Annotated in this window: 15 protein-coding genes; 7 read left to right on the forward strand and 8 right to left on the reverse strand. The window is 73.0% G+C overall.

What is annotated here, in order from left to right:
- Positions 1 to 76 precede the first annotated feature (76 nt).
- The gene (locus tag ACFYO8_RS19110) at positions 77 to 865 is read left to right on the forward strand and encodes a sporulation protein (RefSeq protein WP_354865479.1); all 789 of its coding nucleotides are present in this window, start codon (positions 77 to 79) and stop codon (positions 863 to 865) included.
- Here ACFYO8_RS19110 and dtd read toward each other — a convergent pair.
- Together dtd and ACFYO8_RS19120 are read right to left on the reverse strand one after the other, a co-directional pair.
- On the reverse strand, positions 862 to 1,284 hold the full coding sequence (gene dtd, locus ACFYO8_RS19115; protein ID WP_354865477.1) for a D-aminoacyl-tRNA deacylase: 423 nt from the start codon (positions 1,282 to 1,284) through the stop codon (positions 862 to 864). The two genes, ACFYO8_RS19110 and dtd, sit on opposite strands and share 4 nt — an antisense overlap.
- Positions 1,284 to 2,768: a methyltransferase gene (locus ACFYO8_RS19120; protein WP_354865475.1), complete on the reverse strand. Its 1,485-nt coding sequence runs from the start codon at positions 2,766 to 2,768 to the stop codon at positions 1,284 to 1,286. Before ACFYO8_RS19120 ends, dtd begins: the two co-directional genes overlap by 1 nt.
- 180 nt (positions 2,769 to 2,948) lie before the next feature.
- Here ACFYO8_RS19120 and ACFYO8_RS19125 point away from each other — a divergent pair, with 180 nt between their 5' ends.
- Both ACFYO8_RS19125 and ACFYO8_RS19130 read left to right on the forward strand, forming a co-directional pair.
- On the forward strand, positions 2,949 to 4,169 hold the full coding sequence (locus ACFYO8_RS19125; RefSeq protein WP_354865473.1) for a S8 family peptidase: 1,221 nt from the start codon (positions 2,949 to 2,951) through the stop codon (positions 4,167 to 4,169).
- 124 nt (positions 4,170 to 4,293) lie between these two features.
- Positions 4,294 to 4,869: an HhH-GPD-type base excision DNA repair protein gene (locus tag ACFYO8_RS19130; RefSeq protein WP_354865471.1), complete on the forward strand. Its 576-nt coding sequence runs from the start codon at positions 4,294 to 4,296 to the stop codon at positions 4,867 to 4,869.
- A 24-nt stretch (positions 4,870 to 4,893) separates the two neighbouring features.
- On the opposite strand, the gene ACFYO8_RS19135 is transcribed toward ACFYO8_RS19130, so the two are convergent.
- On the reverse strand, positions 4,894 to 5,205 hold the full coding sequence (locus ACFYO8_RS19135) for a hypothetical protein (protein WP_013284778.1): 312 nt from the start codon (positions 5,203 to 5,205) through the stop codon (positions 4,894 to 4,896).
- A complete protein-coding gene (locus ACFYO8_RS19140; protein WP_354865469.1) occupies positions 5,195 to 5,506 on the reverse strand; it encodes a hypothetical protein in 312 nt (103 codons plus the stop codon). The genes ACFYO8_RS19135 and ACFYO8_RS19140 overlap by 11 nt, the downstream gene beginning before the upstream one ends.
- A gap of 106 nt (positions 5,507 to 5,612) precedes the next feature.
- On the opposite strand from ACFYO8_RS19140, the gene ACFYO8_RS19145 reads away from it, so the two are divergent.
- Positions 5,613 to 5,969 (forward strand): DUF3099 domain-containing protein, encoded by a 357-nt coding sequence (locus ACFYO8_RS19145; RefSeq protein WP_354865467.1) that lies wholly within the window; start codon positions 5,613 to 5,615, stop codon positions 5,967 to 5,969.
- A gap of 39 nt (positions 5,970 to 6,008) precedes the next feature.
- Here the strand turns inward: ACFYO8_RS19145 and ACFYO8_RS19150 are convergent, their stop codons facing one another.
- Positions 6,009 to 6,905 carry a sugar kinase gene (locus ACFYO8_RS19150; protein WP_354865465.1) on the reverse strand — a complete coding sequence of 299 codons (897 nt, stop codon included), beginning with the start codon at positions 6,903 to 6,905 and terminating at the stop codon, positions 6,009 to 6,011.
- The gene (locus ACFYO8_RS19155; RefSeq protein ID WP_354865463.1) at positions 6,902 to 7,828 is read right to left on the reverse strand and encodes a pseudouridine-5'-phosphate glycosidase; all 927 of its coding nucleotides are present in this window, start codon (positions 7,826 to 7,828) and stop codon (positions 6,902 to 6,904) included. The genes ACFYO8_RS19150 and ACFYO8_RS19155 overlap by 4 nt, the downstream gene beginning before the upstream one ends.
- Before the next feature lie 88 nt (positions 7,829 to 7,916).
- Here ACFYO8_RS19155 and ACFYO8_RS19160 point away from each other — a divergent pair, with 88 nt between their 5' ends.
- The 3 genes from ACFYO8_RS19160 (at position 7,917) to ACFYO8_RS19170 (ending at position 10,739) form a co-directional block, all read left to right on the forward strand.
- Positions 7,917 to 8,135 (forward strand): DUF3039 domain-containing protein, encoded by a 219-nt coding sequence (locus ACFYO8_RS19160; protein ID WP_354865461.1) that lies wholly within the window; start codon positions 7,917 to 7,919, stop codon positions 8,133 to 8,135.
- A gap of 40 nt (positions 8,136 to 8,175) precedes the next feature.
- Positions 8,176 to 8,826: a TRIC cation channel family protein gene (locus ACFYO8_RS19165; RefSeq protein WP_354865459.1), complete on the forward strand. Its 651-nt coding sequence runs from the start codon at positions 8,176 to 8,178 to the stop codon at positions 8,824 to 8,826.
- Between the two features lie 191 nt (positions 8,827 to 9,017).
- A complete protein-coding gene (locus ACFYO8_RS19170) occupies positions 9,018 to 10,739 on the forward strand; it encodes a DEAD/DEAH box helicase (protein WP_354865996.1) in 1,722 nt (573 codons plus the stop codon).
- Between the two features lie 127 nt (positions 10,740 to 10,866).
- Here the strand turns inward: ACFYO8_RS19170 and ACFYO8_RS19175 are convergent, their stop codons facing one another.
- Positions 10,867 to 11,100, reverse strand: a complete 234-nt coding sequence (locus tag ACFYO8_RS19175) for a hypothetical protein (RefSeq protein ID WP_354865457.1) — start codon at positions 11,098 to 11,100, stop codon at positions 10,867 to 10,869.
- A 244-nt stretch (positions 11,101 to 11,344) separates the two neighbouring features.
- Positions 11,345 to 12,934: an RNA polymerase sigma factor gene (locus ACFYO8_RS19180; protein WP_354865456.1), complete on the reverse strand. Its 1,590-nt coding sequence runs from the start codon at positions 12,932 to 12,934 to the stop codon at positions 11,345 to 11,347.
- Between the last annotated feature and the right edge of the window lie 225 nt (positions 12,935 to 13,159).

Genomic DNA, 13,159 nt, shown 5'->3' on the forward strand with positions numbered 1-13,159 from the left:
GCCGCTTGCCCGGCGCGGTTACCGTGCCAGCGACCGGCCGTCGGGGCCGGCACGGCACTGATGATCGGAGAACGCGGTGGTCTTCAAGCGGCTCATGCAGGCGATGGGTGTGGGCGGGCCGTCGGTGGAGACGGTGCTCGCCAACCCGAACTGCCGCCCGGGCGGCGTTCTGGAGGGCCGGATCCAGGTGGTCGGGGGCGAGCACCCGGTGGACGTGAGCTACCTCGCGCTCGGTCTGGTCACGCGGGTCGAGGTGGAGAGCTCCGATTCGGAGTACGACGTCAACCAGGAGTTCGGCCGGGCCCAGATGACCGGCGCGTTCCGGCTGGAGCCGGGGCAGCGCCACGATGTGCCGTTCCGCTACCAGGTGCCCTGGGAGACGCCGCTGACCGACCTGTACGGCCAGCACCTGCACGGCATGACCATGGGTCTGCGTACCGAGCTGGAGGTGGCGCGGGCGGTGGACAAGGGCGACATGGACGCCGTGGCGGTGCACCCGCTGCCGGCCCACGAGCGGCTGCTGGAGGCGCTGCTGCGGCTGGGCTTCCGCTTCGCGCGCGCCGACGTCGAGCGTGGACACATCTACGGGCTGCACCAGCAGCTGCCGTTCTACCAGGAGATCGAGTTCTACCCGGCGTCGCAGTACGCGGGCGCGATGAACCAGCTGGAGGTCACCTTCGTGACCGATCCGCGCCAGGTCCACGTGGTGCTGGAGCTGGACAAGCGCGGCGGGCTGTTCACCGAGGGACGTGACGCGTTCGGCCGGTTCACCGTGGACCACGCCACGGCGGACCGCACCGACTGGGCCGCCCAGCTCGACGGCTGGTTGCGGCAGTCGCTGTCCCGCCGCGGGCTGTTCTCCTAGAGGTCGAGCACGAGGGTCCGGGGACCGACGTTGACGCTCTCCACCAGCATGTGGGCGCGGAAACGGCCGGTCTCCACCTTCGCGCCCCGGGCGCGCAACTGCTCGACCACCGCGTCCACCAGGGGTTCGGCCACCTGGGCGGGCGCGGCGGCGGTCCAGCTCGGCCGCCGGCCCTTGCGGGCGTCGCCGTAGAGCGTGAACTGGCTCACCACGAGCAGCGGTGCCCCGACGTCGGCGGCGCTGCGCTCGTCGTCGAGGATGCGCAGCTCGTGCAGCTTGCGGGCCATCGTGGCGGCCACCTGCGGGGTGTCGGTGTGGGTGACGCCGAGCAGCACCAGCAGCCCGTCGGTGATCTCACCGGTCACCTCGTCGTCGACGGTCACCCGGGCCCGGCCGACGGTCTGCACCACAGCGCGCATCAGTCGGTCACCGGCTCGACGATGCCGCGCTCGACCAGGTGCGCCACGATCGGCCCGGCCGCCTCGGCCAGCTCGTCCGGCGTCACGTCGTGCGCGGCGGCCAGCAGGGCGAGCTGGTCGCGCAGCGGCAACCGGCCGTCGGCGCCGCCGACCAGGGCGAGCACCAGCGGGTCGATCTCCTCCGACCAGCGCAGTCCGCGCGGCATGGCCAGGACCTGCCGGTCCACCGCCCAGCCCTCGTCGCCCATGGTGGCCTCCTGCCGCAGCTGGAGCCCTTCGGCGGCGCGGTACCGGGCGGCCAGCAGACCCTCGGCGCCCCGGGCGCGCAGCCAGTCCTGCCTGGTGAACCACTCACCGATCCGGTCGCCGAGCGGCGGCTCGACCCGCTGGCGCAGGTCCTCCACCCGGACGATCGGCTGTTCGTGGCCGGAGCGGCGCAGCGAGACGATGCCGAAGCCGATCGCCTCCACCTTGTGCGCGTCGAACCAGTCCAGCCACGCCGCCATCCGCTGCGGGTCGGCGCTCTCGCCGACGTCGGTGAGCCAGAGGTTCACGTACGCCATCGGGTCGGCCACCTCGCGCTGGATCACCCAGGCGTCCAGGCCGGTGCCGGCGAACCAGCCGGTGACCCGCTCGGCCCAGTCCTCGCCGGTGACGTGCACCCAGTTCGCCAGGTACTGCATGGTGCCGCCCTCGGTGAGCAGGTCTGGCGCGGCGGCGGCCAGCTCCGCGCCGATCGCGTCGCCGACCCGCCCGGAGTCCCGGTAGACGTGCGTGGTGGTGCCCGGGCCGACCACGAACGGCGGGTTGCTGACCACCAGGTCGAAGCGGCGCCCGGCCACCGGGGCGACCATGTCGCCGCGCAGCAGCTCCCAGTCCTGCCCGTTGAGCGCGGCGGTGGTCGCGGCGAACCGCAGCGCCCGCTCGGAGACGTCGGTGGCGGTGACCCGGCGCGCGTGGGTGCCCAGGTGCAGCGCCTGGACGCCGGAGCCGGTGCCGAGGTCGAGCGCGGTGTCCACGGTCGGACGCACGGTGGCCGAGATCAGCGTCTGGGTGGCGCCGCCGATGCCCAGCACGTGCTCGGCGTGCAGCGGCTGTCCGGGCCGGGCACTGGCGGGCACGTCGGCGAGCACCCACCAGTCGTCCCCGTACGGCTCCAGGTCCACCCCGGCGCGCAGGCCGTCGCCGTGCCGCTCGACGATGCCCCCGGCCAGCGCCTCGTCCACGGCGAGCGGGGCCAGCGCGGCGGCCACCGCCGCCTCCGGTTCGGTCTGGTCGCAGATGAAGACCCGGATCAGCGTGGCCAGCCGGTCCCGGTCCTCGGTGGCGCGCAGCGCGGCCCGGTAGTCGTTGCGGGCCACCGCGCCGGTGCCCTGCGGGCCCAGGCGGTCGGCGATGCCGTTGGCGGTGAAGCGGGCAAGCGTCAGCGCGGTGCGCAGCGCGTCGACCCCGGCGGGGGAGAGCAGCATGTCGTGACGGTCCACGTGTTCATCCTGCCTCGGACGCGGTCCGGCGCGGCGCGCACCCGCCGATCCATAACGTGAACCGCATCTATTGGCAGCTATCTCTTTCATGTGTGTCGATCTCTGGTTAGCATTCCTGCCAACATCCGTCGATGGGGTGATCCGGACACAAACCGGGCCGCCCCGGTAGGGAGCCAGACGATGCCCGACGTGTCCCTTCCCCGGCGGCGCGCGCTGCGTGCGCTCGCCGTCACGGCCGCCGCCGCGGCCTTCGCCGCCGCCGCCTCCACGCCCGCTCTCGCCGCGCCCACCGGGGAGATCCGGTACGCCGGTGCCGCCGACGCCATCAGCGGCAGCTACGTGGTCGTGCTCAAGGGCGACGCGGTCGGCACCGCGAACACCCTCGCCGCCCGCACCGCGGTGCCGGACCGGGCCGCCGGGCTGGCCAAGCGCTACGGCGGCAACGTCGGCACGGTGTGGAGCTCCGCTCTCACCGGCTACAGCGCCAAGATGACCCCCGCCCAGGCTCGCCGGCTGGCCGCCGACCCGGCCGTCGCGTACGTCGAGCAGGACCGCGTCATGACCACCCAGGGCACCCAGACCGGGGCCACCTGGGGCCTGGACCGGATCGACCAGCGGAACCTGCCGCTGAACAGCACCTACACCTACCCGAACACCGCCAGCAACGTGCGCGCCTACATCATCGACACCGGCATCCGCACCACGCACAGCGACTTCGGCGGCCGGGCCACCTGGGGCACCAACACGGTGGACACCAACAACACCGACTGCAACGGCCACGGCACGCACGTCGCCGGCACTGTCGGCGGCACCAAGTACGGCGTGGCCAAGGGTGTGCGTCTGGTGGCCGTCAAGGTGCTCAACTGCAGCGGCAGCGGCAGCACCACCGGCGTGATCAGCGGCGTCAACTGGGTCACCTCGAACGCGGTGAAGCCGGCCGTGGCCAACATGAGCCTCGGCGGCGGCGCCAGCAGCACGCTGGACAACGCGGTGGCCAACTCGATCAACTCCGGCGTCACGTACGCGCTCGCGGCCGGCAACTCCAGCGCCAACGCGTGCAACTCGTCGCCGGCCCGGGTCGCCTCGGCGATCACGGTGGGCGCCACCACCAGCACCGACGCCCGTGCCTCCTACTCGAACTACGGCTCCTGCGTGGACATCTTCGCGCCGGGCTCGTCGATCACCTCGGCGTGGCGCACCAGCGACACCGCCACCAACTCGATCAGCGGCACCTCGATGGCCTCCCCGCACGTGGCCGGCGCGGCGGCGCTCGTGCTGTCCGCGAACACCTCCTACACCCCGGCTCAGGTGGCCAGCTACCTGACCAGCAACGCCACCACCGGCAAGGTGACCAGCCCGGGCTCGGGCTCGCCGAACCGGCTGCTCTTCGTCGTCAACTGACGACAAGGTGACCTGACCACACCGTGGGCCGCGGCCCGGTGGACCTCCCAGGGGTCCACCGGGCCGTGTCACGTCGTCGGGGAGTCGGCGCCCCGGCCGCCGGGCCGGGCGGCAGGATGGGGGCATGACGCTCTCCCTGCCCATCGACCCGCAGGCCAACGAGCTGCTGGCGCGCAGCCCGCTGGCACTGCTCCTCGGCATGGTGCTGGACCAGCAGGTGCCGATGGAGAAGGCGTTCTCCTCCCCGTACGTGCTGGCGCAGCGGCTCGGCCACGAGCCGGACGCCGCGGAACTGGCCGGGTACGACCCGGAGGCGCTGGTGGAGGTCTTCGCCCGGCCGCCCGCGCTGCACCGTTTCCCGAAGGCGATGGCGGCCCGCGTGCAGGAGGTGTGCCGGGTGCTCGTGGAGCGCTACGACGGCGACCCGGCCCGGCTCTGGTCCGACGTGACCGACGGCCGGGAACTGCTGCGCCGGGTGGGTGAGCTGCCCGGGTTCGGCCGGCAGAAGGCGCAGATCTTCGTGGCGCTGCTCGGCAAGCGGTTCGGGATCACCCCGGACGGCTGGCGCGAGGCCGCCGGCGACTACGGCGACGCGGACGCCAACCGGTCGGTGGCCGACGTGACCGACCCGGAGTCGCTGCGCCGCGTACGCGAGTTCAAGCAGCGGATGAAGGCGGAGGCGAAGGCCGCGAAGGGCTGACCGCCGGGCCGGTGGGGTGAGCCGTCAGGCGGCGGTCGGGCGGGACAGCGACGCCAGCGCGCGCCGCACGTCGGCAAGCGAGACGGTGGCCGAGTCGTCCAGGTCGGCCAGGCCGGCCTCGATCCACTGCCGCATCAGCGTGGTCACCCCGATGCCGCGCGCGTCGGCGGCGGCGCGGACCCGCTCGTACGTCTCCAGCGGCAGCCGCACGGAGCGGCTGACCATCGGTACGTCGGTGTCGGGGGTGGGCAGCTGCGCGGGTGACGTGTCGTCGATCAGGTCGGCGAACGCGTCGCCTCCGGCGTGGAACCGCTTTGTCGCCTCGTCACGGTGCATCGTGACCGCCTCCTCGTCGGCGTGATCTCCGTACCGCCTCGTCGTAGCGCTTGGCCTCGACGTCGCTCAGCTCGCGGGCGGAGAGGATGTCCCAGTCGTTGTCGGTGCCGTCGGCCTCGGCCAGCAGCACGGCGAGCCGTCGGCCCCGGTGGTCGGTCGCGTAGACCACCATGACGTCGTCGCCGAGGTGCCGGATGACCCGGCGCCTGCTGTGCAGGGCCTCCCAGACTTCCCCGGGTGTGACGTCGTAGACCCGCAGGTTCGCCAGCGCCTCGTCGGTGAAGCTGAACCGGTTGGCCACGGGCGGAGCGTACCACGCGCGTAACACGCACCCGACCGTCACGATTCTCGCCGATCATCCGTCCGGAGTGACAGGATGGTCCCTATCCCCTCGTAGGAGGTCCGTGGTGAAGCGTCAGGCGTACCAGCCGATCCTGATCACCGACGCCCCGCGCAGCCAGGACGACCAGCTCAACAGCCGGCAGAAGCGATACGTGCTGATGATGGCCATCCGGGTCGCGTGCCTGGTGGCGGGCGCGATCCTGGTCGGCGTCAAGGCCCCGCTGCTCTGGCTCTGGCTGCCGCTGTGCGCGCTCGGCATGGTGCTCGTGCCCTGGCTCGCCGTGCTGCTCGCCAACGACCGGCCGCCCAAGGAGGAGCACCGGCTGGCGAACCGGTTCCGCAACCGGCACCGCGAGGAGCCCGCGCCCACGGTCCTCACCGCCGAGGAGAACCCCCACAAGATCATCGACGCCGAGCCCTGACCGGCCCGGGCGGCGCACCACCCGGGCCGGCCGCTCGCGTCAGGGAGCCGGACGGGCGCCCACTGTCGTCACGGCGAGCGCGCCCAGGTCGCCCGCGCGGGCCAGCGTGGCGCGCGGATCAGCGCCGTCCAGCCACGCGGTGAGCAGCCCGGCCGCGAACGCGTCCCCGGCGCCGGTCACGTCCACCACGTCAACCCCCGGTGCCGGGGCGAACTCCACCACGCCGCCGCGCTCCACCCACACCGCGCCCGCCGCTCCCTGCTTGACCACCACCCGGCGCGCCACAGCTGTCAGCGCCCGCGCCTGCGCCGCCGGGTCGAGCCCGCCGGCCAGCACCGTCGCCTCGTCCGTGTTGACGAGCAGCAGGTCGACGTCGCGTACCCAGGTCAGGAACGCTCCGCCGACGCGCCGCAGCGGCGCCGCGGACGCCGCGTCGACGCTGACGGTCAGCCCACGCGCGCGGGCCGTGGCCAGCGCGCGCAGGCCGGCGCCGCGCGACGCGACGTCCAACAGGGTGTACGCGGACAGGTGCAGATGCCCGGCGTCGGGCGCGGCGGCCAGCGCCGCGTCCACGTGCCCGGCGGTCAGCCGCAGGTTCGCGCCCCGCTGGCTGACCATCGTGCGCTCCCCGTCGTGGGTGAGCACGATGACGGTGCCGGTCGGGTAGCCCTCGTGCCGCTCCACCGCGCAGTCGACACCGATCCGGGCCAGCTCGGCCACCCGCTCCCGGCCGGTCTCGTCGTCGCCGACGGCGGCGACCAGGGTCACCGCCGCGCCCTGCCCGGCGAGCCAGGCCGCGGTGTTCGCCGCCTGCCCGCCGCCGCTGAACCGGATCCCGGCCGCGGTGTCCGAACCGGTCGCCAGCGGCCCGGACAGCACCGCGAGCACGTCGGTGATGACGTCGCCGACGACGACGACGCGCGGCGTGGTGCTCATGGGGTGGGACGGGTCGCCGCGGCGACCGCGATCCGGGCCGCGAGGTCGGCGTTGCGCAGGATGATCCGCACGTTCACGGCCAGGCTGGCGCCCTCGGTGGCGGAGTGGAAGTGCGACAGCAGGAACGGGGTGACCGCCTTGCCGGTGATCCCCTCACGGGCCAGCGCGGCCAGTCCCGCCGCGAGCGTGCGGTCGTGCAGCGCCGGGTCGAGCTGCTCGTCGGCGGGCAGCGGGTTGGCCACGACCAGACCGCCGTGGTGCACACCGTGCGCCGCGCGGGCGGCCAGCACGTCCGCCACCTGCTCGGGCGACTCGACCGACCAGTCCAGGTCGAAGCCCGCGTCGGTCAGGTAGAAGCCGGGGAAGCGGCGGGTGCGGTAGCCGACCACGCCCACCCCGAGCGTCTCCAGCCGCTCCAGCGTCGCGCCCACGTCCAGGATCGACTTGACCCCGGCGCAGACCACGGCGATCGGCGTACGGGCCAGCGTGACCAGGTCGGCCGACTCGTCGAACGTCTGCGCCGCCTCCCGGTGCACACCGCCGAGCCCACCGGTGGCGAACACGCCGATCCCCGCCGCAGCCGCGACGGCGCTGGTGGCCGCCACGGTGGTGGCCCCGTCCGCGCCCGCCGCCGCCGCCGGGGCCAGGTCGCGGACCGAGAGCTTGCTCACGCCGTCGACAGTGGCGAGCCGGGTGAGCTGGGCGTCGTCCAGCCCGACCCGCAGCTCGCCGGCGACCATGCCGATGGTGGCCGGCACCGCCCCCGCGTCCCGTACCGCCTGCTCGATCTCGCGCGCCACGCGCAGGTTGTCCGGCCGGGGCAGCCCGTGCGAGACGATCGTGCTCTCCAACGCCACGACCGGGCGGCCGTCCCGCAGGGCGTCGGCCACCTCACTACCGAGACTGATGTGAAAGTTGGTCACGTCGGCTACCGTACGGGCCGCTTCCGGCCGGGGCCCAGGTGGACCGGGGCAGACCGACCTGCAAAACTGGAACGCCGGAGGTGTAGTCGTGAACACAGAGATTCTCGAGCGTCCCGAGCTGAAGGACGCGGACACTGGTCCGGAGATGTTCCACTACGTCCGCAAGGAGAAGATCGCCGAGAGTGCCGTCATGGGCACCTACGTGGTCGCGCTCTGCGGCGAGACGTTCCCGGTCACGAAGGCGGCCAAGCCGGGCTCCCCGGTCTGCCCGAAGTGCAAGGAGATCTACGACTCGTACCGCGAGTGATCGCGGGCGGCTCCGCCGCCCGCGCACGTAACCTGCGGCGGTGACCACCTCCACCGCCCTTCTGCTCGCCGACCTCACCGGCGTGGCGGTCTTCGCCGCCTCCGGCGCCTCCGCGGCGGTGGCGAAACGGCTCGACCTGTTCGGGGTCGTCTTCGTCGGTGTGGTCGCCGCGCTCGGCGGGGGCATCGCCCGGGACCTGGTGATCGACGAGGTTCCGCCGCTGGCGTTCGCCGACTGGCGGTACACGGCCACCGCCTCCGTCACCGCCGCCGCCGTGTTCTGGCTGCACCCCCAGCTCGCCCGGCTGCGTACGACGGTGCTCGTGCTGGACGCGGCCGGGCTCGGCCTGTTCACCGTCATCGGCACGCTCAAGGCCCTCGACGCCGCCGTTCCGGCGGTCGGCGCCTGCATGATCGGCATGCTCACCGCCATCGGCGGCGGACTGGGCCGGGACCTGCTCACCGGCGAGATCCCGGTGGTGCTGCGCCGGGAGATCTACGCCCTGGCCGCGCTCGCCGGCTCGGTCGCGGTGGCGCTGCTGTCGGCGTCCGGACAGGCCACCGCCGTGCCGCTCACCGCCGCCGCCCTGCTCGTGTTCGGGCTGCGCCTGATCGCGCTGCGGCGCCGCTGGTCCGCGCCCGTGGCGACGCTGCAGCCGCCGCGCACCGGCACCCCGGGGCCCCTGTCCTGAGCCCTCGTGCGCCGGGGTGGGCGGATGTGACAGGCGTGGCGTCGAGTGGGGCGCACGGCCCCGGCTGGTTATGCTGAACCGGCCTTCGCGGCACCGGATGCGCGAGGGCGTTTTCATGGGCGGCGGCTCCCGTGGCCCCGGTCGGGCCCGCCGCCGTCCGCGGCGGAGAGGAGCTACGCGTGCCACCGCGGATGCCGGCGCTCGACACGTTCCCGCCCCTGCGCGCCTGGCAACGCAAGGCGCTCGTGGAGTACCTGCGCCGCCGGACCGAGGACTTCACAGCGGTCGCCACCCCCGGCGCCGGCAAGACCACGTTCGCGCTGCGCATCGCCGCCGAACTGCTCGCCGACGGCACCGTCGAGGCGGTCACGGTGGTCGCGCCGACCGAGCACCTGAAGACCCAGTGGGCGCAGGCCGCCGCACGGGTCGGCATCCAGCTCGACGCCGCGTTCCGCAACGCCGACCTGCACTCCGCCGCCGACTTCCACGGCGCGGTGGTCACCTACGCCCAGGTGGGCATGGCGCCGCAGGTGCACCGGCGGCGCACCATGACCCGCCGCACGCTTGTCATCCTCGACGAGATCCACCACGCCGGTGACTCGCGTACCTGGGGCGACGGCGTCAAGGCGGCGTTCGAGCCCGCGGTACGCCGGCTGATGCTCACCGGCACGCCGTTCCGCTCCGACGACAACCCGATCCCGTTCGTCGGCTACGAGCGCGGCGGCGACGGGCTGCTGCGCTCCCGCGCCGACTCGGTCTACGGCTACTCCGACGCGCTGCGCGAGGGCGTGGTCCGGCCGGTGCTGTTCCTGGCGTACTCGGGGGAGACCCGCTGGCGCACCAACGCCGGCGAGGAGCTGGCCGCCCGCCTCGGCGAGCCGATGACGCAGGACCTGATCGCGCAGGCGTGGCGTACCGCGCTGGACCCGGCCGGCGACTGGATGCCGCAGGTGCTGCGCGCCGCCGACGCCCGGCTGAGCGTGCTGCGCGCCAACGGCATGCCTGATGCGGGTGGCCTGGTCATCGCCAGCGACCAGCAGGTGGCGCGCTCGTACGCGAAGTTGCTGGAGCAGGTGACCGGCGAGAAGGCCGCCGTGGTGCTCTCCGACGACCAGGGCGCGTCCGCGCGGATCGCGACGTTCGCCGCCTCGCAGCAACGGTGGCTGGTCGCGGTGCGGATGGTGTCCGAGGGCGTCGACATCCCCCGGCTGGCCGTCGGCGTGTACGCGACCAGCGCCAGCACCCCGCTGTACTTCGCGCAGGCGATCGGCCGGTTCGTCCGGGCCCGCCGTCCCGGCGAGACCGCGTCGGTGTTCCTGCCCAGCGTGCCGCACCTGCTCGGGCTGGCCAGCGAGATGGAGGCCGAGCGGGACCACGTGCTCGGCAAGCCGAAGGACCGCGAGGGCTTCGACGACGACCTGCTGGAGCGCGCCCAGCGCGACGACGCCGCCAGCGGGGAGCTGGAGAAGCGCTTCGCCGCGCTCTCCGCCACCGCCGAGCTGGACCAGGTGATCTTCGACGGGGCATCGTTCGGCACCGCCGCCCAGGCCGGCACGCCCGAGGAGGAGGAATACCTCGGCCTGCCCGGTCTGCTCACCGCCGACCAGGTCTCGCTGCTGCTCACCAAGCGGCAGGCCGAGCAGCTCGCCGCGCAGAAGCGCCGGGCCGCCCAGCGGACCGCTGAGCCGGCCGCTGCGGCCCCGGCGGCGGCGCCCCCACCGATGAGCGCCGCCCAGCGCCGGGTGGCGCTACGGCGGCAGCTGAACACTCTGGTGGCCGCCCGGCACCACCACACCGGCCAGCCGCACGGCAAGATCCACGCGGAGCTGCGCCGGATCTGCGGCGGCCCGCCCAGCGCGCAGGCGACGATCGAGCAGCTCGAGGAGCGCATCGCCACCGTGCAGACCCTGTGAGGAAGGGGCCTCCGGTAATGAGGGGGCCCCTTCCGGACATCGGTACCCGCACGAAAAACCGGCCGGAGGCTGCCCTTGCGGGTGCCTCCGGCCGGTCATGTCGGGGTTGTGGACTTCTTGTCGGACCTCAGTTCGCCATCAGATCGGCGCCACGCCAGCTGAACTCCGGGTCCGCCACGAAACGCACGGTGATCTTCACGAGATCCTCCGCGTACTTGTTCGCGTGGTGCCCACAGAACACCAGCTCACTCCCACCCGAGAGGGTGATCCGGAGCTTGCCGGCAGCATTGCAGCGGTCGCACCGTTCATCGGCGGCCGGGGGGCTCACCGTCTCGGGCGGCGGCGTGAGGGTCGGGGTCATCGCCTTCCTCCTCTGGTCGTCACCGATGAACACTCTCTTCGGTTGCTCACCTATCGTGCAACACCCATCTCGGGCCCTGCCTTCCCTGTGTGCCCGCGGGGGACCGAGGTCACACCTGGCGTGGAGGACAGTGTGCCGTGTACCAAGGGTGCCACGTCAACGATCACAAACAGGCAACCGACCGATCACCGATCGGTGTTCTACGGCTGGTGATCAAACCGGCACGATTAGTTGACGTACGCGGTCAGTCCAGGTAGTCGCGGAGCACCTGGGAACGCGAGGGGTGCCGCAACTTGGACATGGTCTTGGATTCGATCTGCCGGATGCGTTCCCGGGTCACGCCGTACACCTGGCCGATCTCGTCCAGGGTGCGCGGCTGGCCGTCGGTGAGGCCGAAACGCAGGCGCACCACACCCGCCTCACGCTCGGACAACGTCTGGAGGACCTGCTGGAGCTGGTCCTGGAGCAGTGAGAACGACACCGCGTCGACAGCGACGACCGCCTCGGAGTCCTCGATGAAGTCGCCGAGCTGGCTGTCGCCCTCGTCACCGATGGTCTGGTCGAGCGAGATGGGCTCCCGGGCGTACTGCTGGATCTCCAGCACCTTCTCCGGTGTGATGTCCATCTCCTTGGCCAGCTCCTCCGGCGTGGGCTCGCGGCCCAGGTCCTGGAGCAGCTCGCGCTGTATCCGGCCGAGCTTGTTGATCACCTCGACCATGTGCACCGGGATGCGGATGGTGCGGGCCTGGTCGGCCATGGCGCGGGTGATGGCCTGGCGGATCCACCAGGTGGCGTAGGTGGAGAACTTGTAGCCCTTGGTGTAGTCGAACTTCTCGACGGCGCGGATGAGGCCGAGGTTGCCCTCCTGGATGAGGTCGAGGAAGGCCATGCCACGGCCGGTGTAACGCTTGGCCAGCGAGACCACCAGGCGGAGGTTCGCCTCCAGCAGGTGGTTCTTGGCCCGCTCGCCGTCCCGGGAGATCCACATCAGGTCGCGCTGGAGGTCGCGGACCAGCTTCTCCTCGCCCTCGTCGGCGGCGCGCAGCCGCTCGGCGGCGTAGAGGCCGGCCTCGATCCGCTTGGCCAGCTCGACCTCCTGCTCGGCGTTGAGCAGCGGCACCTTGCCGATCTGCTTCAGGTACGCCCGCACGGAGTCGGCGGAGGCGGTCAGCTCGGCGTCCCGGCGCGCCTGCTTGAGCGCCTCGGACTCCTCGTCGTCCCACTCGAAGTCGTTGTCGGTGGCGGAGCTGGCCGCGTCGGCCTCGGCGGCCTGGGCCAGCTCGGCCGGCTCCTCGACCACCACGTCCTCGATCTCGGCGGCCAGCGCCTCCGGGTCGACCTCACCCTCGGCGCCCTCGGCCTTGGCCGGCTTGGCCGCGGCGGTCTTCGCCGCCACAGTGGCCTTGGTGGCACGGGTCGCCTTGGTGGCCTTCGCCGGGACCGCGGACTTCGCCGCGTCGGCGGTGGTGGCCTTGCGCGCGGTCGCCTTCCGCGGGGCCGGGGCGGGCGACTCCTCCGCGGCCGGCGCCTGCTTCGGAGCGGGCGCGGCGGCCTTCTTCGTGGTCTTGGCGGTGGTCGCGCGGGAGGCCGGGGTGGCGGACCGGGCGGCGGCGACGCGGCGGCGGGTGCTCGCCGAGCCGTCCACCACCACCGTCACACCCGCCTCGGAGAGCGCGCGGAGGATCTTCTTGGCCTGGGCCGGGGTCACCTCAGCGGACTCGACGGTGCGCGCGAGCTGGGCCGACGTGAGCTGGCCGCCGGCGCTCTGCGCATGGGCGATCAGGGTGTCGGTGAGCGAGCGAACGTCGGCGCCGGTCTGGCGGGGATCTGTCACGAAGACCTTCCGGAGGCGAAAGAGCGAGCACGGCCGGGTCGTCCGGCGCAGCATGGGACGGCCGCGCCGGGCGAGTCGTTGAGGACCCCCGTGTCCCGGGCCGTCCGGTCGGTGGCGGTCCGTGGCGCGTGGGCAGGGTGAATTGTAACGCCGTCTGCCGCGATCATCCCGCGCCGCACGGCTGACCTGCGGTCCGGGACCGCAGATTCGGCGCAGATGTGGACT

Origin of the sequence: Micromonospora sp. NPDC005257 (genome assembly GCF_042872445.1) — a bacterium.
GTDB lineage: Bacteria > Actinomycetota > Actinomycetes > Mycobacteriales > Micromonosporaceae > Micromonospora.

Coding starts and splice junctions, on each gene's coding strand:
- ACFYO8_RS19170 (WP_354865996.1), top strand. CDS start 9,018: ATGCCGGCGCTCGACACGTTCCCGCCCCTGCGCGCCTGGCAACGCAAG.
- dtd (WP_354865477.1), bottom strand. CDS start 1,284: ATGCGCGCTGTGGTGCAGACCGTCGGCCGGGCCCGGGTGACCGTCGAC.
- ACFYO8_RS19125 (WP_354865473.1), top strand. CDS start 2,949: ATGCCCGACGTGTCCCTTCCCCGGCGGCGCGCGCTGCGTGCGCTCGCC.
- ACFYO8_RS19135 (WP_013284778.1), bottom strand. CDS start 5,205: ATGCACCGTGACGAGGCGACAAAGCGGTTCCACGCCGGAGGCGACGCG.
- ACFYO8_RS19130 (WP_354865471.1), top strand. CDS start 4,294: ATGACGCTCTCCCTGCCCATCGACCCGCAGGCCAACGAGCTGCTGGCG.
- ACFYO8_RS19175 (WP_354865457.1), bottom strand. CDS start 11,100: ATGACCCCGACCCTCACGCCGCCGCCCGAGACGGTGAGCCCCCCGGCC.
- ACFYO8_RS19150 (WP_354865465.1), bottom strand. CDS start 6,905: ATGAGCACCACGCCGCGCGTCGTCGTCGTCGGCGACGTCATCACCGAC.